Raw genomic sequence first — 23,278 nt, forward strand, 5'->3', positions numbered from 1 at the left:
AGATATGATCCGTAGAATTAGCTTCCCACTACGCAAAGGCACCTACTCTCGGCAGGCGCATGCAGACCTGCCTGAACAAGGTATATTTGAGCGAGAAGTCAGTCGGGAAGGTTTCTATGGACCCGCAACACACCTACATCATAAACATCCACCGACTGGCTGGAGTGCATGGTCAGGTAATCACAGGCCAAGGGCATATAACCTATTAAAACTGTCCTACTCGCAAATATCGCCCTGGGATGCACCGCTACTGTTACATAATGCCTATTGTCAGGTCCGCTTCTGGAAATGTAACGAAAACATGAAAACCTTAGTCAGAAACGCAGATGGTGATGATCTGTTATTTATCCACCAAGGCCACGGCGAATTGTTTTGTGATTACGGCCATTTAAGTGTCAAACAAGGCGATTACATATTAATTCCACGCGCTTGCTTATGGCGTTTAGAGCCTGCCGAACCCATCACATTACTGATGATCGAGGCCACCAATGATTATTATGGTTTACCTGATAAAACTATCGTCGGCCAGCATGCGATATTTGATCAAACGGTACTGGACACCCCAGAAATAGACGCCGCCTACTTGCAACAACAAAATGAAGAACCGTGGCAAGTCGTGCTTAAACGTTTTAATGAACTGTCGATTATTGAGTACCCTTTCAACCCCCTTGATGTGGTGGGCTGGCACGGTAATGTATCTGTCGTCAGGATTAATTGGCAAGATATTCGCCCGTTAATGAGCCATCGTTTTCACCTGCCACCGTCCGCGCATTCAACGTTTGTGACCAATCGATTTGTAGTCTGCACTTTCGTGCCCAGACCAATGGAAACTGATCAGGGGGCATTGAAAGTACCTTTTTACCACAGCAATGATGACTTTGATGAAGTTATCTTTTACCACCAGGGTGAATTCTTTAGCCGCGACAATATAGAACCAGGCATGTTGACCTTTCACCCTTGCGGTTTTACCCACGGCCCTCACCCCAAAGCCTATCGCGCAGGTTGTAAGTCACAGCGAAAAGAAACAGATGAAGTAGCAGTAATGATTGATACTCGCGATGGCTTAGATATTGGGTCCCTGATGCAAGATGTGGAATGGCACGGTTATGTCGATAGCTGGAAAGAATAACGCTATAAAACCGATTATAAAAATTAAAACTTAACGAACACATAGGTAAGAGGCTGGAATGAAATTAGCAACATTAAAAAATGGATCTAGAGATGGCAGCCTGCACCTAGTGAGTAAAGACTTACAAACCGCAGTGTGTACTTCATCGATAGCGACAAGTTTACAATGGGCATTAGAAAACTGGCCAGCTGTCGAGTCCCAACTGCAAGCACAATATACACGATTAAATAACAGGGAATTAGACGATATTATTGAGTTCTCAAATTGCCAATTAGAATCACCACTGCCCAGAGCATATCAATGGATTGACGGCAGCGCTTACGTCAATCACGTCGAGTTAGTACGTAAAGCCAGAGGAGCTGAAATGCCAGCATCATTTTGGTCTGATCCGTTAATGTACCAAGGTGGCAGCGACAGTTTTTTAGGCCCCAATGACAATATTCCACTGATAGACCCAGCTTGGGGATTAGATTTTGAAGGTGAGGTAGCGGTGATAACTAGCGATGTGGACATGGGCGTAAATATCTCCGCGGCCAGTAATACCATTTTATTAATTACTTTAGTCAACGATGTATCACTGCGTAACTTGATCCCCAGTGAATTAGCTAAGGGGTTTGGATTTTTTCACAGCAAACCCTCCACCGCATTTTCTCCCGTTGCAGTTACCCCTGATGAACTCGGCGAGGCATGGGACGGAGCCAAGTTACATTTACCTTTGTACAGTTATCTCAATGATGCATTATTCGGTTCGCCCAATGCGGGCACTGATATGACATTTGATTTCCCCCGTTTAATTGCCCACGCAGCCAAAACTAGAACCTTAACAGCGGGGACCATTATTGGTTCGGGCACTGTGTCTAATTGTGACCGAACGGTAGGCTCATCCTGCCTAGCAGAAAAAAGAATGCTGGAAAAAATAACCATAGGTGAAATAACAACCCCCTTTCTACAGAATGGCGATCGAGTAAAAATTGAAATGCGTGATCACGCGGGTCAATCCATTTTCGGCGCAATAGAACAAATGGTGGTGATGCAAGATGAAGCTTTATAGCTATTTCCGTTCATCGGCAGCTTACCGCGTTAGGATCGTCTTAAATTTAAAGAAAATTAGTTATACCACCGAGTCTATCCATTTAGTTCGTCATGGTGGGGAGCAGCACTCAGCCGAATATCTTAATATTAATCCACAAGGTCTGGTTCCAAGCCTTGATATCGCTGAGGCAGAACATAAACCACAAATAATCACCCAATCAGGGGCCATTATCGAATATCTGGAAGAATCTTTTCCGCAACCAGCTTTATTACCAACAAACCTCATTGAACGTGCCTATGTACGCACATTGATGCAGATAATTGCTTGCGATATGCACCCGCTGAATAACTTGCGGGTATTACAATATATCGAGGAAAATTTCGACTGTGACGGTACCGAAAAAATGGTCTGGTATCATCACTGGTTGGCAAAAGGGTTCACAGCCGTCGAAACATTACTAACCAAAAAAGAGAGTACTCACTATTGCTACAACGACCAAATCACCTTGGCAGATGTCTATTTGATCCCCCAAGTTTACAATGCACAGCGTTTTAAACTTGATATGGCCCCCTATCCCGCAATCAACCGTATTTATCAGTACTGTATTCAATTGCCTGCATTTTACGACGCCGCGCCAGAACTACAGCCTGATGCAGACTAACGTCCAAATTAAACACCTTAATGGATGCGTTTTCTTTCTTCATCAAGCCCTTGCCAAAACGTATACACACCATCAAGCATTTCGTTACCACTAACGATAAAATGGTCTTCATCAACGTCATTATTAAAATAATAAGCCTCGAGTTCTTCCTGAGTATGATTCGCATGGTTGGCTTCAAGTTTTGCATGCCAGGTAAAAAAGGTCAGCGGTAAACCTTTTAGGTTTCTCGTTTGGCGATAATGATTAAACCCAGAGACCAGTTCATCCCAAAACCCTGCAGCAGCCCAATTCTCTACCGCATAAGAAGCCGCCGTTGACGTGGCGTAACTTGCCGAACCGTAAAGTCGCACCAATTCATCACAAAAGAATAAAGTCTTGGCAGAACCAAACTGGCGTCGTCCAATTTGATTAAATGCGATACCAAAATAATCGGCTAATTGATTTAACAGTTCAAAATGTGCAGCTTTAAAATGGAAAGCACCACCATCAATACTGCCTTCGATATCACCAAAATCACGTTCATCCGGCGTTAATTGCGTAGCACGGTTTCGCGTTGGGTTCTTATACACAACCCCAATTTCATTAGCTAAAATTTCTTTCGAGGCACGCATTTCTTCAATGGTTTCGGCATTCAGCATTTTCTCCAGTTGTGCAACCAAAAACTGATTGGAAAAAACCGAGAATTGCACAATTAGCTGTTTAATCTGTGCATCATTGAGTGACGCATCGCAAAACCACTGCGTATAGGGGTTAGCAGTAATGACCTTGTGATTCAGTAATTCGTTGTTGATACGGGATTGAAAGACCAGAAAATATTGCGCTTTGTCTAAATCAAAATGCCCTGACTGAATCTCTTCAACCGTGTGATAAGTGAGTTTTTCCAGTCCATGGTCTTTACGATACGCTTCGATGGCAGAATTATCTCTCATACTAACCCTCCTCCCGAATATATTTCATTAACACGTATCGGAACGGTAAATGGTGATCGTAATGGGTATATTTCTAATAGTTTAGTTGCTAATTCCTCTTGTGTCAGTCAGCAGACGCTAGCTAGTTGTAATGACAAACATAATTGTATGCGCCATTAATATAAAATAATGACGGCTGTATATATCAATAAAAGTATAAAAAAAAAGCCATTAGTTTCATTTGAAATAAGAGCCAATTATATTTGAAGTTGCCGCATATTTATTATATTAATAGTTATCTGAGTAACCATTACCGAACGATAATCGCTTCGTAATTGGGAACCAGTAAGACCAACAATATAGAGGTACGTTATGAAAGTAGTAGTGGAGTTTATGGAAACAGGTCGATACAAGGACAGAGTTTGGGAACCTTCATTCCACACTGGAAAAGGCAGCTTACGCTCAGTCTCACCTTCTTATGCCGCACAGTTAATAAGTCAGTGTAAAGCAAAACTGCATATCAACGAAGATGGTTCGGCAGCGCTTGAACACTAACAGACCTCAATAAGTTATATTTTATTATTTTAATTCGAAGTAAATCTTCAATAAAGGTGCGGGGCTAAACTGCACACACAGCCTAGCCCCTATCATTACGTTGCTCTTTTCAATCGGCAAGCGCGGCGTAGATGACGCACTTGACGTTTAGCAGTTACATTACGTGGTTCCGAACTGCAAAGTGGACGACCATCGGCATTAAGTCCAATATCCTTTAACAGATAAGCATTACCCAATGGGATCTCGCTGGTAGCACGACGAACTTTTGCTAGCCACACGCGTTCTTCACGACGTATATCGGCTCGAACAAAAAAAACAGCAAGGTGTAAATAAAGTGAATGACGCATAATAATTCTCCAGTATATAGTTTTGGTATATAAAAAATACTGGGGGAAATGGCGTGAAGTAATTCGGCTATCTAGAGATATTAATGAGGTTATCATCCTATCAAGCTGCCATTTTCCCGCAGCCTTTAAGGGTACGGATTCGTTAGTTATTGGTGCCAGGCTTTCGATCGGAACAGATCACGAAGGCGTGATGAACGGCCATCATGAGACTGGTATGATCAAAAGATACACAAACATATTGAACAAGATTTAAATTTTTCATGTGTACCTCCGGTTAACTAATTAATCCAAAATTAAATGTGATATAAATGTTAAATCACATTGGAGAGTCTATGTGAAATTGAACATTCTGCAACCGTAAATTCTCAGTTAATAATAAAACAAAGTATTATGCTAACAATGTATTCCCATACATCTTTTCACAATATATTCAACCTGTTAATCTCCACCCCATATTACGATATCAATTCTGTAATAGTTTTAGCTCTGAATTTTATCAAGTTCACTCTCTGTACTTCAACTTAGCTATTACTAACCCATCCCCCCTACTCATCATACAAAAACAATAATATTCACCATGCAAAATAAATATATTGCTACAACCACTTATACAACAACGATTAGTGAACTTTGTAGTATCGCCTATGTGAGCAGACAAACGCTGTAATGCATCTTTGAATCAATATTAGGTATTAACCCATCTCTTTCGCAACACTCTGGCAAATAGTATCTCTGACCCACTTATGCCCCGGTTCATCATTATTACGTTCATGCCACAACAATACATAGACCAATGAAGAAAAATCTATCGGCAAAGGCAATTGCACCAAGCCATATAACTTTTGTGCATGCGAGACAAAACTCGACGGTAAAGTAAAAATTAAATCACTGTGCGCACAGACACTGGCGGCACCGTAAAAATCCGGTAAGGTTGCGCAAATATGACGGTGCAGCCCTGACTCAGCTAATTGATAATCCAATAACCACCAATCATTACCTTCGCAGCGAACCTGTACATGCGACATATTCAAATAAGCATCAACATCCCAATGCCCTGCATTAATACTTGCTAACATAGGATGATTTTCGCGTATTAAGCACACCTGGTTATCGGTAAACAAACGCTGATGCGCAATCCCCTCAGGTAAATTATTGAGGCGAACATCGGCCGTAGGGTGCAACTCCCTGGCCGTAATGCCAAAATCAATTTGTCCTTGCTGCAAGTCTAATAATGATTTTTCATTCCAATCATAAATACCTAAATTCAGCTTAGGTGCTTGCGATAATATTGGCCCAATGTAATGAGGTAGTAAAGTTTCATAGGCACTTTCAAGCATAGCAAACGAAAACTGGCGATGACTATTTTCGGGAATAAAACTCGGCGGTAAGCAGAGATGATACAAGCCCTGTAATATCGTCGGTAATTGCGCTTTTAATTGCAAAGCATGCGCCGTCGGCTTTAAACCATGGGCAGTACGTAAAAATAACGGATCACCTAAGGTATCACGTAGTCGGTTTAAACTTTTACTCAATGCCGACTGGCTTAAGTGTAAGCGATGCGCTGCGCGAGTTACACTCTCTTCTTCAAGTAAGATCTGTAAAATAGCCAAGAGATTTAGATCTATTTTGGCAAGATTATCTAAATTCATAAGATATTCCTAAATGGAAACTCAGTCCTGAAATTATACCACTTCCATTCATATCATGCTTTACGTAAACTGCTCCACATTAATCCATGCCTTTTATTCGAGAATAACAATGCGCCGAAATATATTACCTATTTTGATGGCTATGGTGGTGTTAAGCCCCCTCGCTATCGATATCTACCTGCCTTCAATGCCGACAATGGCAGCAGAATTTCAGGTGTCGTCTAGCGAAGTTCAATCTACATTAATTTTATTCTTATTTGCCATGGGCATCGGACAAATATTAATAGGACCACTGGCAGACCGTTTTGGTCGTCGTCCAGTCGCAATCGGTGGTGTTATGCTTTATTGCTTAAGCAGTATTCTTGCAGCAGGCGCAATTGAATTTCACTGGCTACAAATAGCACGAGTGCTGCAAGGTACCGCAGCCTGTGCAACATCAATCGTTGTATTTAGTGCGGTACGTGACAGCTTTGACTCTAAAAAAGGCGCGCATTATTACAGTTATTTAAATGGCGTTATTTGTGTTATACCTGCACTTGCACCGACGCTAGGTGGCTTATTGGCGCTGCAATTTGGTTGGCGCTCGACTTTTGTTTTTATGATGCTATACGGATTGTTGATATTAACTATTATTATCAACAAATTACCAGAAACACGCCCAGATAATACTGATACATCCGGTTCGCTGTACCACTGGTCTCGCTTTAAGCCGGTATTATACGATGCGCACTTCATGTTTTACGCTATCGCTTGTATGGTGGGTATGGCATCGATCCTAACGTATGTGTCCTATGCACCAGACTGGTTAATCCGCCATTTAGGCATCGGAGAACTAGAGTTTAGTGCATTGTTTGGTCTAAATGCTATCGTCAATATCGCCGCTTGTTTTACAGCGCCTACAGTAATCAAACGCTTCGGTAATCGTCCAACCGTTATCATTGCCTTTATCGCGTTATTATTATCCGCGGCACTGCAATTGGCCGTGCAAAATTGGGGGCCGACAGCAGGTATGGCCGCCGCGTTTGCCTTTATGTTACCTATGATGTTGCTCTGTATTGGCTTTGCATTATTGCTCGGTCCAGCAACCAGTATGGCGTTAGCCGCATTTGGCGAACGCGCTGGTACGGCAGCGGCAATGCTAGGTTGTATCCAAATGAGTGGCGCAGCACTACTCGCAGGATTGATTCAACAAACAGAGCTGACCGCACCATATGCTGTAATTGTATTAATGGGTAGTTTATCGATAATATTCCTAGTGATAATGCTTACGCCACGTCTCGACCATTGGCATCAAGAACAAGTCCAACATTAGGTGCCGCAATGAACGAGTTCGACTACACTGAAAGAACTCGTTCATCACTTAAGGCAATAATAATGCAAAATGAAAAACACCCGTTAAACCATGAATTTCCTGAACACGCCATTGATATCGCCAAACTAAAAAGCGATGACCCCGAATTTGCCGCCCTAGCCAAAGAATATCACAAACTCGACCATCATATTTACGGCCTTGAAGCCAGTGACATTCCCACCACAGATAGCCATTTTATTGAATTGAAAAACCGTCGACTTGCCTTAAAAGACCAGATTTATCAAAAACTAATTAATGGTGATTTTTAATTTCCCCACTTCCATTTAGTCATAAAAGCCTTACACTGAAGTTAATAGCACAAGGCATGAAAGGAATGCAGAATGACGGAAGAACATAACCAAGATAAACATCAACAAAAAATGCAGAAGATCCAAGATACAGTCGCCAAACGCGTCAATAAAGCCACGGAAGAACGTGGTATTTTGATCGTAATGACAGGTAATGGTAAAGGTAAAACCTGTGCAGGTTTTGGTAATGTCATTCGCTGTATAGGCCACGGTTTTAATGCGGGTGTTGTGCAATTTATTAAAGGTACATGGGAAGCGGGGGAAGTAAAATTCATCCAGCAAGTACGTCCTGACATGCCTTATCACGCAATGAAAACTGGCTTCACTTGGGATACCCAAAATAAAGCCGCAGATATCGCAGCTGCAGAAGCAGCATGGGTTCATGCTAAAGCCATGTTAGCTAACCCTGATCTTAAAATGGTGCTTTTAGACGAACTGACTTACATGCTCAGTTACCAATATTTAGATTTGGAAGAAGTACTCAGCGCTATCCGTAATCGCCCAGTTGATCAAACAGTTATCGTCACTGGCCGTAGTGCCCACAAAGATTTAGTCGCAATCGCCGACACAGTGAGTGAAGTAAGAGAAGAAAAACACGCCTTTCGCTCAGGTATTAAAGCTCAAATAGGGATCGACTGGTAATGGATGAACTCTCGCTACATGAAACCCGCGTATTAGGCGCGTTAATCGAAAAAGAACACACTACACCAGATAATTACCCACTATCGTTAAACTCATTAACCTCGGCCTGTAATCAAAAAAGCAGCCGAGAGCCTGTACTCTCACTTAGCCAAGATGAAGTACAAAACATTGTTGATGATTTAGTGAAAAAACGTTTAGTCGTAAATGATGAACATGGCGGAAAACGCAGCGCTAAAATTCGCCATCGTTTTGGTAATACTGAGTTCAGTAAAATTCGTTTCAACCCGCAGCAATTAGCGATCCTTACCTTGCTATTTTTACGTGGGCCACAAACCCCTGGCGAACTAAGAACCCGTTCAGCACGTCAATGTCCATTTAATGATGTACAAGAAGTTGAAGCGACACTGGAACAACTTGTCAATCATGAACAAGGTCCATTTATCGTTAAACTGGCAAGAGAGCCGGGACAAAGTGCTTGTCGTTATGCCCATTTATTCAGTGGTGAAGTAACCTCGGCAGCAATAGCAGATAGTGCAGTACAAACGATGAATCAGTGTTCTGATGAACATGGTGCATTATCAACGAGAGTAGGTGAACTTGAGCAAGAAGTCGCAACACTCAAAGCGCAGTTAGAATCGTTACAATCTGCTGTAGTCGCACTCAAAAAATAGATTTTTAGATCATAGTAATAACAAAGGGAGTTCTGAGTTCACAGATTCGAACTCCCAACTTACTCTATTGAAAGACAGTGTAATTTGATCCTAACGAATACCATTGTCGAAACGTCACCTAACTTTTCTATTGAAGAGAATATACTTGGAATTTACGCGTGCTCGCCTGAAAATTTTTAATGGATGATTCATACGATAACCGTTACGGACAGAAATATCGCTTACACCATCAACATAAAACCCTTTAAGTTCAAAAGTTGATACAGTACTTACCATCAATGTCGACATCAGCACAGCCGTAAATATTATTGCAGCTTTCATTACTTACCTTTAATCTAAGTTTCAATCTAAATCAGGCATCATAATAAAGTTAAATTTAACTAAAAAATAAACAAGAATGAAATATGTTTATAATTTAATAAACAATAACAAAAACTAGACATAAGCAACTGTATAATAATAACTAAAAATAATCACCCCAAACTAAAGCGCATGCAGTTTTTCATTTTGGTTATATTTTTATTATAAAAAAATCAACGTTTAAGGCAATTCTTAGTGTGATATGAATTATTTTAGACTGAAATAATCACATTTTAAAAGACTGATGGGATATTGATAGAACCATGACACAAATCGTCACTTGCAATTGATTCAACGATTGAGCTGTAGAGTTCTTCCTCCACTAGTTTGTAATTAATAATATTCAAACTTTCGCCCTTATTGGTTATGATAAAAGCACTCATCGCGATGTTAGCGTTATCGTATGGCGAGGAATAAACCCTAATATAGACCTTATTTATATCACATAAATTTAGGTTTGAACCACCTAGGTCTTTTCTAAACTCCCTGCCAACAAGTAATGCATCAAGATCACTAATGTAGATATCAATATTATCCAGTTCATAGCGTTGATAGTTTTTTATATCCATAAAAGAAGCGTTACTCATATTATTCTTTGCGATTAAAAAGATTAATGTCGATATAAACACTATATTAACAACAAGCCAGAGCCCTCTTCTGTAGCTCCCCTTAATTGATGGTAAGCTTATTCTTTTGCTATCGTTTAACAACTCACGATTAGCGTTATTCTTTTTATCACTGTCATCAGAAGAATCATCTAACTCTTGTACTTTACTTGATTCTTGTACTTTACTTGATTCTTGTGCTTTACTTGACTCTTCAGCTCCATCTACAATTGACCCATTAAGACAATTTCCAGGTAATTCATTATTCAAAGTAATTACCAATGAGTAGCCTTTTTTACTAATGGTTTTGAGTTTCAACTCATTAGACTCTAGTTTCTTTATCGTCTTTCTTATATAAGAAATCGTATTCGTTAATGATTGCTCAGAAACAACTGCGCCTTGCCAGCACACTTCGAACAGTTCATCTCTAGAAATGCATTTATCTTGATTTTTGAATAAATACATTAACACTCTAAAAGGTAAAGGGCGCATATTCACTGTAACGCCTGAAGTAAGGCAAGTGATAGCACGCATCTCTACATCTATGGCTATATTATTTTGGGTTGATTGCTGTTTGTGAATCATTAAAGTCCTATATTAAATTAGATACTTATAGAGCTTCACTTCGTCAGCATAGCTACGAACAAGCAATAAAATTATATATAATATATTATAACGTAAATTCTTAATTCATATTCTTAGCTGTTTAAATTTATATTCGACAATAGTAAGAAAATTAAATAGTAGAGTGGTGAATAAATGCAATCATATTTAGTTAAACTGATCATTATATATGCCATTTTATGTTTTATATTGCTTGGTAAAAGTTTGATAACACAAGATTTAGTTTTGATCGGTAGTCAATGGAAGTGTAATTTCCAAAAAATTAGATTCCCAAGTAATGCATACTCAAATTACGAAATGATAAATGAATCAATGCTTTATACTTTTAGTTCTAAGAGTAGTTTTTATATTAAAGATAGAATGTTGGTCAAGGATAAAAACGGCCTCACAGAAACAGTAGAACTACTCTTTATTGGTGAATATATTCTAAACGGTAATAATTTATCGATGGTTTTCAACGACTTACACTTTAAGAAAAAGCATTCTGATGATGTGATTAATAATGATCAATTATTATATAAAGGTTTTTCAATCGATTATAAGGTTGAGCGTAAAGACAACTTCCTTTATCTTTACTCCGCCAATAATAGTGAAGAATTTAATCACGTCTGTTCTATACCCTAGACAATCACTTTCCGATTGCTAGTTTATTGCTAGTTCTTTCGCTAAATAGTCTACCAGCATACGTACTTTCGGGGATAAATGACGATTCTGTGGGTATAACGCCCATACCGCATCATCTGGTTCACGGTAGTTCGGTAGTAATTCAATGAGTTGACCTTGATTAATGTATTCCTGCACATAATAATCCGGCAGTTGCACGATACCTACGCCTTTTAGCGCCGCATCCACTAATACCGGGCCACTATTACAACTAAAATTACCTTTCACGCGAATATTACGCGCTTTGCCTTTTTCCTGAAAACGCCAATAATCCAGTGTCCCTGACAAACAATTATGACGATCTAATTCAGATAAGCTATGCGGCGCACCAAATGCACTTAAATACTCAGGCGCAGCACAAACATATTGTTTTCGGGTCGCTAATCGTTTACCAATCATGGATGAATCGCCTAACTGACCCAAGCGGATCGCCAAATCAAAACCTTCATCGATTAAATCAATTTGCTGATTCGATAGTATCAACTGCACTTCTAATTCAGGGTATTGCGTCACAAAATCATTTACTAACGGCGCGACACTACGCTCACCATAGGTAATAGGCGCAGTGATTTTTAACTTACCCTTTGGTGTGCTTTGTAAATTGGTGATCGCACGTTCTGCATCTGCTAACCCATCCATGACCTGACGGCAATGTTGATAGTAAATCCCCCCCACCTCTGTCACCGATACTTTGCGTGTAGTACGATAAAATAATTTTGCCGATAACCGTTCTTCAAGGGCAGAAACTTGTCGACTAACCTGCGCTGTAGAGATCCCTAAACGCTTTGCCGCCGCAGTAAAACTTTCGGTTTCAGCAACCGCAACAAACTCACTAACACCAGACCAATCACTCATCTATACACTCTCTTATTCTACAGTTAGGTAACAATTATAAGTTATTCCCTGCAATAAACCTACATTATTACCAATCAGTAAAAGTGATTTGCTTATCAAGCTAATTATCATTGTCGAATAACTCCAATATAATCGCGCCTCATTTACTGATACCCAGTAACGCTAACGAGAAAGATTATGTTATCCACGATCAAGCGTTCATTGCCGCTGCAATTACTGACTGCCGCTATTTTGGCTTGGTTTTTTGCCACCATCATGCCAACAGTCGCCAATATTACCGAACAAACTTGGTATCAACTGATCTTGCTAGGAAAGATCACCTATATCGGCTTGCTAAAAATGGTCATCGGGTTGGTGGTGATGCTGTCTTTAATGCAAGGTATGACCAACATAGGCTCCACGCTAAAATTAAAAACCTTGGGTGTAAGTACACTCATTTTTTATAGCCTGACTTCGATTATCGCTATTAGCTTAGGGCTTGGTGCAGTAATGCTAATGCCAGAATGGCAACCCTTAGTCGAGCCTGTTACGGTTGCAGATCACATCAGACTTATTGATCAGGAGTCTGTCACTGGGTCAAGTATTGCCGCAAAACTACTCGCCATGGCACTGATAAATCCTTTCGCAGCCTTGGTTAGCGGCAATTTATTAGCCATTGTCTTATTCTCGCTGTTATTTTCAGTGTCGCTATTGCGGTCACTGCCACAACACCATGTGGTATTTGATGTTATTGCGGGCTTGAATAAAGGGTTAAATAAGTTAGTCCAAAGTATAATTAGTCTCGCACCGATTGCTGTGTTTGCCATCGTGTTTGAATTTACTGTTACCGGGAATTCCGGTTTATTTGGTCAGTTAGCATTATTCGCTTTACTGGTATTTGTACTGACGCTGATCCATGGCGTGATTATCTTGCCTGTATTAGCAAAAATATTTACAGGCATTAAATTTACTACCTTATTTAAAGCCATATCTGCACCACTGGCGATGGCATTTGCGACCTCATCAAGTACTGCAACGCTACCGTTATCAATGCAAGCTGCAGAAAAAGATCTGGGTGTATCACAAAGTACCAGCAGCTTTGTATTACCCCTTGGCGCTGTCATGAACATGGATGGCACCGCTTTGTTTGAAGGTGTGGCCGCTATCTTTCTTGCGCAATTATTTGGTATTGATTTAAGTACAACTGGCATCGTGATGATTTTTATTATGGCAATGGTATCGTCAGTCGGTGCACCGGGTATGCCATCGGGTTCTATGTCTGGTATGCAGTTAGTGATGCTAGCTGTAGGTATTCCACTCGAAGGTATTGCGATCTTACTGATTATCGAACGTCCACTGGATACATTCAGAACCGCAGTGAATGTCGAAGGCGATCTGATTGCAGCGCTGGTTGTTGATAAATGGCAGCAGAGTAAGCGTTAAGATGAGTAAATAGGTGTCGTTCGACCGACACCTATTCTTATTTGTGGGATATTACTTGATTGATTTTTTGGTCACAGCCAAAATCGAAGTAACTAAAGCTGCAATAGCAAAAAATATTCTTTGCCAATGTAACGTTAGCCAAGTTGATAGCTCATTACTTACTCGAGCAACATCAATTGTTTGCTCTGCAAATGAAGTATTTGTTGGCACATAGTAAATTGGATAATACAACATATTCGCCAGCATAAAAATAATAGTTAAGAACCATAACTTTCTATTTTCAGTGCTTAAACAACACGTTAAAATAGCCAAAATAAGAACGCCGGGTCCAAATGGTACCATTACGCTACCGATGAGATGTCCATAAGTTGAAAACCAATCTAAGAATAATTGCGGTTCAGAAAGTTGCCAAAATGGCACTAAAACAATTGCAATTAAAATCATAGCGCCGATAAATGAGCCATTTAAGGCAATGACTAATACTTGCATTATTTTATTGATTTGTTTCATACTTACTCCTGAATGAATGGAAAGTACATTCATACCTACTTTTATATAGTATCAATATACGCGCTTAATTAACCACACCCACCATCCAGCCACAAGTCGATCCCGATGAATTTACCAATAACTTACAGTTAATTTACAGCAACTTACAAAATAGCTAATGAGGTTGTTCATGAAAATGGTCAATTCATACTTCCAAGCCTTCAGCCGATAGGAATTAGTTAGGCGGCGCAAAATAAAGAAATTATATTTACACTCGATCTTTAACGATTGCATTTCAAGACGATCGGTCATAGAATGACCAAATGCCAAGACCTAAACAAAACGAACATACTCGCGAAGCCCTGATTGAAGTTGGTATCAAGCATATCTCTCAACACGGTTATCACGGCACTGGGATAAAACAGATCCTAGATGAGCTTAAAGTACCGAAAGGGTCCTTTTATAATTACTTTAATAGCAAAGAAGCTTTTGTTGCCGAGCTTATCGAAGCCGATATGCACGCCAATGCAAAAGAAATTCAACCGCTATTGGATAACACGAACCTGAACCCAATTGAAAAATTGCGTGCGCTATTCGAAAAAGCTCGCCAAAAATACAGCGAGCAACAAGGCAAGCAAGGTTGCTTGGTAGCGAGTGTTGCCAACGACATTGGTGATTCAAGTGTATTATGCCAACAAGCAATGCAGCGTTCGGTGAAGGCATTAAACCAATTATTATCAGGATTAATCAGCGATGCGCAAGCACAGCAATTGATCCGTACCGACCTACCCGCAAAACAGTTGGCGACATTAATGTGGACAGCATGGGAAGGCAGTTTAATCGAAATGAAGATCGCCGGTAATACCGATAATCTTACTCAGATCACTGATTTCATTTTTGATGACATTTTAAAAGCCAACTAGCTAACGAACACGCAAACAGCGATATTATCAGTCGAATTGTAATATCGCTTTTTTAAGCCCCAACTTAAGACGACCGGTCTAATTATTTAAAGCAGGATTGATAATGACAACAGCAATTACATTACAACAAGGTTTTACCTTAAAAAATGGCACGTTTATTAAAAACCGTTTATTTAAGTCAGCAATGAGCGAGCAACTTAGTGATGCTGAGCATAACCCATTACCGGGACTTGCGACACTTTATCACGCTTGGGCTCTCGGTGGTTTAGGATTATCAATGACCGGTAATCTCATGGTTGATCGCAATGCATTAGGCGAACCAAAGCAAGTAGTGTTAGATGAACAGAGTGATTTAACTGAGTTTAAACGCTGGGCTCAACAAGGCAGTGTTAACAATACCCAACTGTGGGCGCAGTTAAATCACCCCGGTAAACAAACTCCGAATTTTATTAATGCAGAACCTGTTGCACCGTCGGCGATCGCACTGACGAACGGTTTAGAAAAAGGGTTTAATACCCCGCGCGCACTGACAGAATCAGAGATCTTGAATATTATTGGCCAATTCCAAACCAGTGCCAAATTAGCTAAGAAAGTCGGCTTTACAGGTGTACAAATTCACGGTGCACATGGTTACTTGGTTAACCAGTTCCTGTCTCCACGTCATAATCAACGTGACGACCAATGGGGTGGCAGCATTGAAAACCGCATGCGCTTTGTATTATCAATCTATCAAGCAATACGTGCCGAAGTAGGCGACACATTCCCGATTGGTATTAAACTGAATTCTGCCGATTTTATGCGAGGTGGTTTTACCGAAGAAGAATCCATGCAAGTAGTCAAAGCATTATCTGATGCAGGCATCGATCAAATCGAGATCAGTGGTGGTACCTATGAAAGCCCAACGATGACCGGTCACAAAGTGAAGAAATCAACATTAGCGCGTGAAGCTTACTTCCTTGCTTATGCTGAAAAGGTGCGTGCTATTACCGATACACCATTAGTTGTGACTGGTGGTTTTCGTTCAAGTAAAGCTATGCTTTCTGCACTACAAAGTAACGCAACAGATTTTATTGGATTAGCACGCCCAATGTCGTTAGATACCGAGTTGCCGAATAAACTAATGGCATCTGATGACCACAAGATTAGTTTACCGAACTTAACTACAGGTGTTAAAGCCATTGATCGCATCGCGATGTTAAACATTACGTGGTACGAAGCCCAGCTTGCGCGTATTGCTAAACAGCAGCAGCCAAAAGCCAATTTAGGTACTTGGCCAGTATTTTTCAAAACTCTCTATGGCGCAGGTATCTACGCATTTAGAAAACGCCGTGCTTAGTCACAGTGTCACCGCGCAATCATATTGCATATAAGCCTGATTATAAACAATAACTAATTAGGTCTGCGCCTAACCCTCTTGCAGATATACAGCAAGAGTCGTGCTGAGCGTCGCCTTACGGGCTATAAATGTGTTAGCATACCGAAAAACTCACCCCATTTTCACAAGGTACTTATTCATGAAAGTTGTTCGCTGGCTACTAGGCCGTCTAATTTTAACGCTTAATTTCATTTTCACGCCAAAAAGCATGAAACGCCCAGCTGATGCACAAGCAAAAGTTGATAGCGAGATCAATAACATGTCACTTTACCAATTTGAAGCTTGCCCATTTTGTGTAAAAGTACGTCGTAGCATGAAGCGTTTAAACTTAGATATCACCGTACGTGATGCGAAAAATGATGCTACGTTTGGTAACGAACTCGAGCAACAAGGCGGTAAACGTAAAGTTCCTTGCCTACGTATTGAAGAAAATGGTCAAGTACAATGGATGTATGAATCAAGTGACATCATTGCGCACTTAGAAAAGAAATTTGCTTAATTAAATGGCGCCCAGTCAAGTTAATTAATGTATGAAAAGCCTGATAACAATATCAGGCTTTTTTATGATAAATAAAATCACCTCGCCGTAATAACCCAACATACCAACTATTCGATTTCAATTTTAACCTAATCACTACTAATACCCATATATTATTACCACATGGTAAAAGTAATTTACTATTTTATGGGATTATCAATATCTGAGAAATAACTATAATGGCTCCAACAAAACGAGGGACCTCAGTGTTACCTCCCAACTGACAGTATAAATTAGAGAGAACAACATGACTGACAAATTTATTAAATCAAAAGCGGCTATTGCCTGGGGCCCTAACCAACCACTTTCTATTGAAGAAGTAGATGTGATGTTACCCCGCGCAGGTGAAGTATTAGTGCGTATTATCGCAACAGGCGTATGTCACACAGACGCATTCACTATGTCAGGAGATGATCCAGAAGGTATCTTCCCAGTGATTCTTGGTCATGAAGGTGGCGGTGTCGTTGAACAAATTGGTGAAGGCGTAACAAGTGTTGAAGTTGGCGACCATGTCATCCCACTTTACACTCCAGAATGTGGTGAATGTAAGTTCTGTAAATCAGGTAAAACTAACCTTTGTCAAAAAATTAGAGAAACTCAAGGTCAAGGCCTAATGCCAGATGGCACGACGCGCTTTTACAAAGACGGTCAACCAATCTTCCATTACATGGGCTGCTCAACGTTTTCTGAATACACAGTATTACCAGAGATTTCATTAGCAAAAGTAAACAAAGAAGCACCATTAGAAGAGGTTTGTCTATTAGGCTGTGGTGTAACTACCGGTATGGGTGCGGTACTTAATACTGCCAAAGTACAAGAAGGCGACACAGTGGCTGTATTTGGTCTAGGTGGTATAGGTCTTTCTGCGATTATCGGCGCTCAAATGGCAAAAGCAGGTCGTATCATTGCTATCGACATTAACGAAAGCAAGTTCGAACTGGCTCGTCAATTAGGCGCAACAGATTGCATTAACCCGAAAAACTACGACAAACCAATTCAAGACGTGATCGTTGAATTAACGGACGGTGGTGTTGACTACTCATTCGAATGTATCGGTAACGTTGACGTCATGCGTTCGGCATTAGAATGCTGCCATAAAGGTTGGGGTGAATCGATTGTTATCGGCGTAGCCGGTGCGGGCAAAGAGATCTCAACCCGTCCATTTCAACTAGTAACAGGTCGTGTATGGCGCGGTTCTGCATTTGGTGGTGTGAAAGGTCGTTCAGAGTTACCAGAAATTGTAGAACGCTACATGGCAGGTGACTTCAAGCTAAACGATTTCATTACTCATACGATGGGCTTAGAAGATATTAACGAGTCATTTGAATTGATGCACAAAGGCGAAAGTATTCGTACTGTCATTCATTTCGATAAGTAAGCGTTTACAAATAATCGAGTTATATTCGCCTTCACATACAGCAAGTATGTGGAGGCGTTTTTAAAGCATAAAATTTTATATAAATCAGAGTGAGCAGGTAGCGTTATGGGTTGGTTATTTCTTTTATTAGGCGTATTAGCAGAAGCAACATCACACGTAGCACTGAAAGCGACCAATGGATTTAGCAACTTCTGGCCCAGCGTCATTGTTATCTTTGGCCACCTACTCGCCTTTTTATTTTTAGGGCAAGCCGTTAAAAACTTACCCGTGGGAATTGTGCATGCATCATGGGCTGGATTAGCGATTATTTTGGTGACCTATATGTCGAGCTTAATCTACAAACAGCACCTCGATACTAAAGTTTGGATCGGCATGTTATTTATCGCTGTCGGCATTGCCTTAATCAATCTGTCCTCGACCCCACACTCCCATTAAGCTACTTTACTAACAGTTTCCAGCACTTTTTTGTGTATTGTGACAGAGTAAAGTATGAAAGCAGTTTAATTCTTCCTTGTACTTATGCTATCTTGGGCCGCTTTTAACGCTAATCAAAGGCTCACCATGGCACGTAAAGGCACTCTATTTATTGTATCCGCTCCAAGTGGCGCAGGAAAATCAAGTCTTATCAAAGCACTTCTAGATGCAAACCCAAGCAGCGATATGAAAGTGTCTGTATCTCACACGACTCGAGCAATTCGTCCTGGTGAAGTTGACGGCATTCATTACCACTACATCCCTGTAACAGACTTCAAACAACAAATCGAAAACAATGAGTTTTTTGAATGGGCTGAAGTATTCGGTAATTACTACGGCACATCTCGTGTAACGATTGAAAAAACACTTGCTCGCGGTATTGATATTTTCCTCGATATCGATTGGCAAGGTGCGCGTCAAATAAAAGAACAAATTGCGGATGCGCGTGGTATTTTTATCCTGCCTCCAAGCCGTGAAGAGTTAGAGCGTCGTCTAAATAGCCGCGGTCAAGACAGCGACGAAATTATTGCAAGCAGAATGGCTGAAGCAGAAGCTGAAATGTCACACTATAATGAGTATGATTACCTTATTATTAATGACGATTTTTCGACTGCATTAGAAGATCTTCACGCAATTGTTCGTGCAGAAAGACTCCGTTCAACAAAGCAAGCAGCAAAAAACAACGTAATTATGAAAGATTTGCTGGTTAAGTAGGCAAAAATAAAGTATAGTTTCTCGTCATTTTTTAGACTTAATTCACTGGGAGTTCCTGCATGGCACGCGTAACCGTAGAAGATGCTGTACAACAGGTTGGTAACCGTTTCGACCTAATATTAATGGCGGCACGTCGCGCTCGTCAATTACAGATTAATGGTAAAGAACCTCTAGTAGCACCTGAGAATGATAAACCGACTGTAATCGCCCTTCGTGAAATTGAAGCGGGTCTAATTAGCAACGAATTAATGGATGCTGGCGACCATCAAGAGCAGCAAGAGCACGAAGCACAGCAAATTGCAGCAGTAGCAGCAATCGCTGAAGGCCGTGGCTAATACCTAATCATCTTTTCGATGATTTTATAAAAAAGGTGCATATTGCACCTTTTTTAATGCCTATGATCCACCCCAAAATGGTCTTTATGAGCTTTTATGTATGTTTAAACTCAAAATATCCAAGCTGCTGATTCTAGATTGAGTTGGCATAAATATTAAGAAGATATAAATTTAAAGGTGCAATTAGCTCCACTTTTGATTATCTTGCTAATATTATCACCTTATTTATATCAACTTTTTAGTGACGAGGCAGTACTTGCATATATTCGCAAATTTAAAAGCAACGACATCAACCTACCTATCGGTTGAACAAGTCGAACTCATTGAACATGCTTATTTAGTCGCGCGGGAAGCGCATCTACCTCAAAAGAGAAGCACGGGTGAACCTTACATTATTCACCCTGTTGCCGTTGCTGAAATTCTTGCTGATATGCGCCTCGATCATAAAACCATTATGGCGGCACTGCTCCATGATGTGATTGAAGATACAGAAACAACCCAAGAAGACCTTGCGTCATTATTCGGTGATACCGTTGCTGAATTAGTGGAAGGTGTATCTAAACTTGATAAGCTTAAATTCCGCGATCGCAAAGAAGCACAAGCAGAAAACTTCCGTAAAATGTTCATGGCGATGGTACAAGATATACGCGTTATCTTAATCAAACTGGCCGATCGTACCCATAACATGCGAACACTTGGTGCCTTAAGACCAGACAAACGCCGTCGTATCGCCAGTGAAACCTTGGAAATTTTTGCGCCGATCGCTAACCGCCTTGGTATTCATAATATTAAAAATGAATTAGAGGAATTAGGGCTAGAGGCCATGTACCCAATGCGTTACCGAATCCTGACTGAATCGGTAAAATCAGCACGTGGTAATCGCAAAGAAGTGATGTCTAACATCCGTCAAGAAATTGAAGGCCGTTTAGTTGAAGCAGGCGTCCCGGCGAAAACAGATGGTCGTGAAAAACTCATCTTTAGTATCTACAACAAGATGAAAAAGAAACGCGTCCAGTTCCATGAAGTTGTTGATATTTATGCATTCAGGATCATCGTTGACGACCTTGATACTTGCTACCGTGTACTGGGTCAAATGCACAGTTTGTACAAACCAAAGATAAGGCGCTTTAAAGATTACATTGCCATTCCAAAAACTAATGGCTATCAATCACTGCATACTTCATTAGTAGGTCCACACGGAGTGCCACTTGAGATCCAAATCCGTACTAAAGATATGGACCTTATGGCTGACCGTGGTGTTGCTGCACATTGGTCATACAAACAAGGCGCAGACAAAGTTAATACCAATGCACAATTACGTGCACAGAAGTGGATGCAAAGCTTACTCGAATTACAGCAAAGTGCTGGTTCGTCATTTGAATTTATTGAAAGTGTGAAAACAGATCTGTTCCCAGATGAAATTTATGTTTTTACACCTAAAGGTAAGATTATCGAGCTACCACGTGGTGCGACACCGGTAGACGTCGCTTATTCAATCCATACCGATGTTGGTCATACTTGTGTTGGTGCCCGTGTTAATCGCCAACCACATGCGCTAAGCCAACCATTAAAAAATGGCCAAACAGTTGAGATTATTACCGCGCCAGGTGCGCGACCAAATGCAGCATGGTTAAACTTTATTGTCACAGGAAGAGCCCGCGCTCGTGTCCGTCAGCAATTAAAAAACATGCGTACCGAAGATTCAATCATTCTAGGTCGTCGTTTATTAAACCACGCATTAAGCGGTGTTAAAGTCGATGACATTCACATCGAAAACTTAAACCAAGTACTCGAAGATACCAAATGTGAAAATTTAGATGCCCTGCTTATCGAGATCGGTCTCGGTAACATGATGAGCATCCTGATTGCTCGCCGCCTGCAAGGTCGTGTTGATGAACTGACCGACCTTTCACCACGCTCGGAAGAAGATAAAATGCCAATTAAGGGCGCAGAGGGCATGCTAGTTAGTTTTGCGAACTGCTGTCATCCGATTCCAGGTGACCCAATTGTTGCCCACTTAAGCCCTGGCAAAGGTTTGGTTGTACATATTGAGACTTGTCGTAATATCCACGGTTATCAAAATGAACCAGATCGTTATATCCCAGTGGAATGGGATGACAATATCGATCCAAGCCAAGAGTTTAAAACCGAGATCCGTATCCAAGTTGTTAATCACCAAGGTGTATTAGCAAAATTGACGAATACTGTAGCATCGACAGGCGCTAATATTCATAACATTGTTACCGATGAAAAGGATGCTCGTGTTTATAACGTTGATATTCTTATTACCGCTAAAAACCGAAAACATGTAGCAGATGTAATGAAGAAGATCCGCACCCTGCAAGACGTACTAAAAATATCACGCAGTTATAATTAAGCATTCAATGAACAATGTGAATGTATGTATAACAAAGTGCTAGTTTGCTGATAACGAAGCCGTTGTAAAGTACGGCTTCGTTATATAAACGCCATTCAACCGACCCAGACCCGCCTAAGCTAAGTTCAGATATTCGCATTAGCCCGTGATTTGGGTATAATACCTCGCCAATTAAATCTGATAGAGTAAGACCATGACCCCAGAACGTCTCGAACGCATCACTAAAATGCTCCAACACCGCCAACCAGATCTTACTGTTTGTATGGAATCGGTGCATAAACCACATAACCTTGCAGCCGTAGTAAGAACTTGCGATGCAGTTGGTGTCAACAATGTTCACGCGGTATGGTCTGTACGTCCAACAAAGGTATCTGGAGGCACTGCAACAGGTAGCCAAAACTGGGTGAAAGTACACTCTCACGATAACATTGCTGAAGCAATCAAAGAATTAAAAGCCCAAGGCATGCAAGTTCTTGCAACTAACCTGTCTGATACTGCTGTTGATTTCCGTGAAATTGACTACACCAAACCAACGGCAATCTTAATGGGTCAAGAAAAAACCGGTATCAGTGCAGAAGCATTGGCACTTGCAGATCAAGATATCATCATCCCTATGGTTGGTATGGTGCAATCCCTAAACGTATCAGTAGCAACCGCGACAATTTTATATGAAGCACAACGTCAACGTGATAATGCAGGCATGTACCAAGGCGAAAGTAAATTATCTGCTGAAGAACAGCACAAAATCTACTTTGAAGGCGGCCACCCTATCTATGCAAAAGCATGTAAACGTAAAGGTTTAGCTTATCCAGAATTAGATGAAGAAGGTCAAATTGTTGCTGACGAATCGTGGTGGGATGCACTGCGTAGTTCAAACTAGGCCAGCTTAAAT

General features: G+C 40.7%; 25 protein-coding genes. 19 read left to right on the plus strand and 6 right to left on the minus strand.

The features are described from left to right. Positions 1-4 precede the first annotated feature (4 nt). From HWV02_RS21930 to maiA, 3 genes are read left to right on the plus strand one after another with little or no spacing between them, the layout of a single operon-like run. Positions 5-1,129 (plus strand): homogentisate 1,2-dioxygenase, encoded by a 1,125-nt coding sequence (locus HWV02_RS21930; protein WP_211689329.1) that lies wholly within the window; start codon positions 5-7, stop codon positions 1,127-1,129. Between the two features lie 58 nt (positions 1,130-1,187). Next, positions 1,188-2,180, plus strand: a complete 993-nt coding sequence (locus HWV02_RS21935) for a fumarylacetoacetate hydrolase family protein (protein ID WP_211689330.1) — start codon at positions 1,188-1,190, stop codon at positions 2,178-2,180. After that, on the plus strand, positions 2,167-2,823 hold the full coding sequence (maiA, locus tag HWV02_RS21940; protein WP_211689331.1) for a maleylacetoacetate isomerase: 657 nt from the start codon (positions 2,167-2,169) through the stop codon (positions 2,821-2,823). Before HWV02_RS21935 ends, maiA begins: the two co-directional genes overlap by 14 nt. A 17-nt stretch (positions 2,824-2,840) precedes the next feature. Here maiA and HWV02_RS21945 read toward each other — a convergent pair whose 3' ends face one another. After that, a complete protein-coding gene (locus HWV02_RS21945) occupies positions 2,841-3,752 on the minus strand; it encodes a hypothetical protein (protein ID WP_211689332.1) in 912 nt (303 codons plus the stop codon). A gap of 351 nt (positions 3,753-4,103) precedes the next feature. On the opposite strand from HWV02_RS21945, the gene HWV02_RS21950 reads away from it, so the two are divergent. After that, positions 4,104-4,286, plus strand: coding sequence for a hypothetical protein (locus HWV02_RS21950; protein WP_045108620.1), 183 nt, complete (start codon positions 4,104-4,106; stop codon positions 4,284-4,286). Between the two features lie 95 nt (positions 4,287-4,381). Here HWV02_RS21950 and HWV02_RS21955 read toward each other — a convergent pair whose 3' ends face one another. Beyond that, positions 4,382-4,633, minus strand: coding sequence for a DUF1127 domain-containing protein (locus HWV02_RS21955; protein WP_211673421.1), 252 nt, complete (start codon positions 4,631-4,633; stop codon positions 4,382-4,384). Between the two features lie 692 nt (positions 4,634-5,325). Beyond that, positions 5,326-6,282, minus strand: coding sequence for a LysR substrate-binding domain-containing protein (locus HWV02_RS21960; protein WP_211689333.1), 957 nt, complete (start codon positions 6,280-6,282; stop codon positions 5,326-5,328). 109 nt (positions 6,283-6,391) lie between these two features. Here HWV02_RS21960 and HWV02_RS21965 point away from each other — a divergent pair, with 109 nt between their 5' ends. The 4 genes from HWV02_RS21965 to HWV02_RS21980 all read left to right on the plus strand — a co-directional run bounded on the left by HWV02_RS21965 (position 6,392) and on the right by HWV02_RS21980 (position 9,254). Continuing rightward, the gene (locus HWV02_RS21965; protein ID WP_211689334.1) at positions 6,392-7,594 is read left to right on the plus strand and encodes a multidrug effflux MFS transporter; all 1,203 of its coding nucleotides are present in this window, start codon (positions 6,392-6,394) and stop codon (positions 7,592-7,594) included. Between the two features lie 62 nt (positions 7,595-7,656). Then, positions 7,657-7,902, plus strand: a complete 246-nt coding sequence (locus HWV02_RS21970) for a YdcH family protein (RefSeq protein WP_067040772.1) — start codon at positions 7,657-7,659, stop codon at positions 7,900-7,902. 72 nt (positions 7,903-7,974) lie between these two features. Next, positions 7,975-8,583 carry a cob(I)yrinic acid a,c-diamide adenosyltransferase gene (gene cobO / locus HWV02_RS21975; protein ID WP_211689335.1) on the plus strand — a complete coding sequence of 203 codons (609 nt, stop codon included), beginning with the start codon at positions 7,975-7,977 and terminating at the stop codon, positions 8,581-8,583. Continuing rightward, a complete protein-coding gene (locus tag HWV02_RS21980; protein ID WP_211677865.1) occupies positions 8,583-9,254 on the plus strand; it encodes a YceH family protein in 672 nt (223 codons plus the stop codon). The genes cobO and HWV02_RS21980 overlap by 1 nt, the downstream gene beginning before the upstream one ends. 593 nt (positions 9,255-9,847) lie before the next feature. Here HWV02_RS21980 and HWV02_RS21985 read toward each other — a convergent pair. Continuing rightward, positions 9,848-10,804: a helix-turn-helix domain-containing protein gene (locus HWV02_RS21985; RefSeq protein WP_211689336.1), complete on the minus strand. Its 957-nt coding sequence runs from the start codon at positions 10,802-10,804 to the stop codon at positions 9,848-9,850. 174 nt (positions 10,805-10,978) lie between these two features. On the opposite strand from HWV02_RS21985, the gene HWV02_RS21990 reads away from it, so the two are divergent. Beyond that, a complete protein-coding gene (locus HWV02_RS21990; RefSeq protein WP_255550572.1) occupies positions 10,979-11,467 on the plus strand; it encodes a hypothetical protein in 489 nt (162 codons plus the stop codon). Positions 11,468-11,485: 18 nt separating this feature from the next. Here the strand turns inward: HWV02_RS21990 and HWV02_RS21995 are convergent, their stop codons facing one another. Next, positions 11,486-12,361 carry a LysR substrate-binding domain-containing protein gene (locus HWV02_RS21995; protein WP_211677867.1) on the minus strand — a complete coding sequence of 292 codons (876 nt, stop codon included), beginning with the start codon at positions 12,359-12,361 and terminating at the stop codon, positions 11,486-11,488. A 177-nt stretch (positions 12,362-12,538) separates the two neighbouring features. Here HWV02_RS21995 and HWV02_RS22000 point away from each other — a divergent pair, with 177 nt between their 5' ends. Further along, positions 12,539-13,783, plus strand: a complete 1,245-nt coding sequence (locus tag HWV02_RS22000; RefSeq protein WP_211689337.1) for a dicarboxylate/amino acid:cation symporter — start codon at positions 12,539-12,541, stop codon at positions 13,781-13,783. Between the two features lie 51 nt (positions 13,784-13,834). Here HWV02_RS22000 and HWV02_RS22005 read toward each other — a convergent pair whose 3' ends face one another. Further along, entirely contained in the window at positions 13,835-14,293 is a 459-nt protein-coding gene (locus HWV02_RS22005; protein WP_211689338.1) for a DUF1772 domain-containing protein, read from the minus strand. A 302-nt stretch (positions 14,294-14,595) separates the two neighbouring features. Here HWV02_RS22005 and HWV02_RS22010 point away from each other — a divergent pair, with 302 nt between their 5' ends. The 9 genes from HWV02_RS22010 to trmH all read left to right on the plus strand — a co-directional run bounded on the left by HWV02_RS22010 (position 14,596) and on the right by trmH (position 23,266). Then, positions 14,596-15,195 carry a TetR/AcrR family transcriptional regulator gene (locus tag HWV02_RS22010; protein WP_211677870.1) on the plus strand — a complete coding sequence of 200 codons (600 nt, stop codon included), beginning with the start codon at positions 14,596-14,598 and terminating at the stop codon, positions 15,193-15,195. Between the two features lie 103 nt (positions 15,196-15,298). Next, complete coding sequence (locus HWV02_RS22015) at positions 15,299-16,531, plus strand: NADH:flavin oxidoreductase/NADH oxidase family protein (protein WP_211689339.1); 1,233 nt, start codon at positions 15,299-15,301, stop codon at positions 16,529-16,531. Between the two features lie 178 nt (positions 16,532-16,709). Then, positions 16,710-17,069: a glutathione S-transferase N-terminal domain-containing protein gene (locus tag HWV02_RS22020; RefSeq protein ID WP_067040799.1), complete on the plus strand. Its 360-nt coding sequence runs from the start codon at positions 16,710-16,712 to the stop codon at positions 17,067-17,069. Positions 17,070-17,355: 286 nt separating this feature from the next. Then, positions 17,356-18,486: an S-(hydroxymethyl)glutathione dehydrogenase/class III alcohol dehydrogenase gene (locus HWV02_RS22025; RefSeq protein WP_211677872.1), complete on the plus strand. Its 1,131-nt coding sequence runs from the start codon at positions 17,356-17,358 to the stop codon at positions 18,484-18,486. A 105-nt stretch (positions 18,487-18,591) separates the two neighbouring features. Continuing rightward, positions 18,592-18,921 carry a multidrug efflux SMR transporter gene (locus HWV02_RS22030; protein ID WP_211677873.1) on the plus strand — a complete coding sequence of 110 codons (330 nt, stop codon included), beginning with the start codon at positions 18,592-18,594 and terminating at the stop codon, positions 18,919-18,921. 126 nt (positions 18,922-19,047) lie between these two features. After that, positions 19,048-19,674, plus strand: coding sequence for a guanylate kinase (gene gmk / locus HWV02_RS22035; RefSeq protein ID WP_211677874.1), 627 nt, complete (start codon positions 19,048-19,050; stop codon positions 19,672-19,674). Positions 19,675-19,733: 59 nt separating this feature from the next. Then, positions 19,734-20,009, plus strand: a complete 276-nt coding sequence (gene rpoZ, locus HWV02_RS22040; RefSeq protein WP_211677875.1) for a DNA-directed RNA polymerase subunit omega — start codon at positions 19,734-19,736, stop codon at positions 20,007-20,009. 256 nt (positions 20,010-20,265) lie between these two features. Then, positions 20,266-22,386 carry a bifunctional GTP diphosphokinase/guanosine-3',5'-bis pyrophosphate 3'-pyrophosphohydrolase gene (gene spoT / locus HWV02_RS22045; protein ID WP_211677876.1) on the plus strand — a complete coding sequence of 707 codons (2,121 nt, stop codon included), beginning with the start codon at positions 20,266-20,268 and terminating at the stop codon, positions 22,384-22,386. Positions 22,387-22,579: 193 nt separating this feature from the next. Further along, positions 22,580-23,266, plus strand: a complete 687-nt coding sequence (trmH, locus tag HWV02_RS22050; protein WP_211677877.1) for a tRNA (guanosine(18)-2'-O)-methyltransferase TrmH — start codon at positions 22,580-22,582, stop codon at positions 23,264-23,266. The last annotated feature ends 12 nt before the right edge of the window (positions 23,267-23,278 follow it).

This window comes from Moritella sp. 28, from assembly GCF_018219435.1.
In the GTDB taxonomy this organism is placed as follows: domain Bacteria; phylum Pseudomonadota; class Gammaproteobacteria; order Enterobacterales; family Moritellaceae; genus Moritella.

Excerpts from the sequence above, each read along its gene's own strand:
- HWV02_RS21930 (WP_211689329.1), top strand. The coding sequence starts at position 5 with ATGATCCGTAGAATTAGCTTCCCACTACGCAAAGGCACCTACTCTCGG.
- HWV02_RS21935 (WP_211689330.1), top strand. The coding sequence starts at position 1,188 with ATGAAATTAGCAACATTAAAAAATGGATCTAGAGATGGCAGCCTGCAC.
- maiA (WP_211689331.1), top strand. The coding sequence starts at position 2,167 with ATGAAGCTTTATAGCTATTTCCGTTCATCGGCAGCTTACCGCGTTAGG.
- HWV02_RS21945 (WP_211689332.1), bottom strand. The coding sequence starts at position 3,752 with ATGAGAGATAATTCTGCCATCGAAGCGTATCGTAAAGACCATGGACTG.
- HWV02_RS21950 (WP_045108620.1), top strand. The coding sequence starts at position 4,104 with ATGAAAGTAGTAGTGGAGTTTATGGAAACAGGTCGATACAAGGACAGA.
- HWV02_RS21955 (WP_211673421.1), bottom strand. The coding sequence starts at position 4,633 with ATGCGTCATTCACTTTATTTACACCTTGCTGTTTTTTTTGTTCGAGCC.
- HWV02_RS21960 (WP_211689333.1), bottom strand. The coding sequence starts at position 6,282 with ATGAATTTAGATAATCTTGCCAAAATAGATCTAAATCTCTTGGCTATT.
- HWV02_RS21965 (WP_211689334.1), top strand. The coding sequence starts at position 6,392 with ATGCGCCGAAATATATTACCTATTTTGATGGCTATGGTGGTGTTAAGC.
- HWV02_RS21970 (WP_067040772.1), top strand. The coding sequence starts at position 7,657 with ATGCAAAATGAAAAACACCCGTTAAACCATGAATTTCCTGAACACGCC.
- cobO (WP_211689335.1), top strand. The coding sequence starts at position 7,975 with ATGACGGAAGAACATAACCAAGATAAACATCAACAAAAAATGCAGAAG.
- HWV02_RS21980 (WP_211677865.1), top strand. The coding sequence starts at position 8,583 with ATGGATGAACTCTCGCTACATGAAACCCGCGTATTAGGCGCGTTAATC.
- HWV02_RS21985 (WP_211689336.1), bottom strand. The coding sequence starts at position 10,804 with ATGATTCACAAACAGCAATCAACCCAAAATAATATAGCCATAGATGTA.
- HWV02_RS21990 (WP_255550572.1), top strand. The coding sequence starts at position 10,979 with ATGCAATCATATTTAGTTAAACTGATCATTATATATGCCATTTTATGT.
- HWV02_RS21995 (WP_211677867.1), bottom strand. The coding sequence starts at position 12,361 with ATGAGTGATTGGTCTGGTGTTAGTGAGTTTGTTGCGGTTGCTGAAACC.
- HWV02_RS22000 (WP_211689337.1), top strand. The coding sequence starts at position 12,539 with ATGTTATCCACGATCAAGCGTTCATTGCCGCTGCAATTACTGACTGCC.
- HWV02_RS22005 (WP_211689338.1), bottom strand. The coding sequence starts at position 14,293 with ATGAAACAAATCAATAAAATAATGCAAGTATTAGTCATTGCCTTAAAT.
- HWV02_RS22010 (WP_211677870.1), top strand. The coding sequence starts at position 14,596 with ATGCCAAGACCTAAACAAAACGAACATACTCGCGAAGCCCTGATTGAA.
- HWV02_RS22015 (WP_211689339.1), top strand. The coding sequence starts at position 15,299 with ATGACAACAGCAATTACATTACAACAAGGTTTTACCTTAAAAAATGGC.
- HWV02_RS22020 (WP_067040799.1), top strand. The coding sequence starts at position 16,710 with ATGAAAGTTGTTCGCTGGCTACTAGGCCGTCTAATTTTAACGCTTAAT.
- HWV02_RS22025 (WP_211677872.1), top strand. The coding sequence starts at position 17,356 with ATGACTGACAAATTTATTAAATCAAAAGCGGCTATTGCCTGGGGCCCT.
- HWV02_RS22030 (WP_211677873.1), top strand. The coding sequence starts at position 18,592 with ATGGGTTGGTTATTTCTTTTATTAGGCGTATTAGCAGAAGCAACATCA.
- gmk (WP_211677874.1), top strand. The coding sequence starts at position 19,048 with ATGGCACGTAAAGGCACTCTATTTATTGTATCCGCTCCAAGTGGCGCA.
- rpoZ (WP_211677875.1), top strand. The coding sequence starts at position 19,734 with ATGGCACGCGTAACCGTAGAAGATGCTGTACAACAGGTTGGTAACCGT.
- trmH (WP_211677877.1), top strand. The coding sequence starts at position 22,580 with ATGACCCCAGAACGTCTCGAACGCATCACTAAAATGCTCCAACACCGC.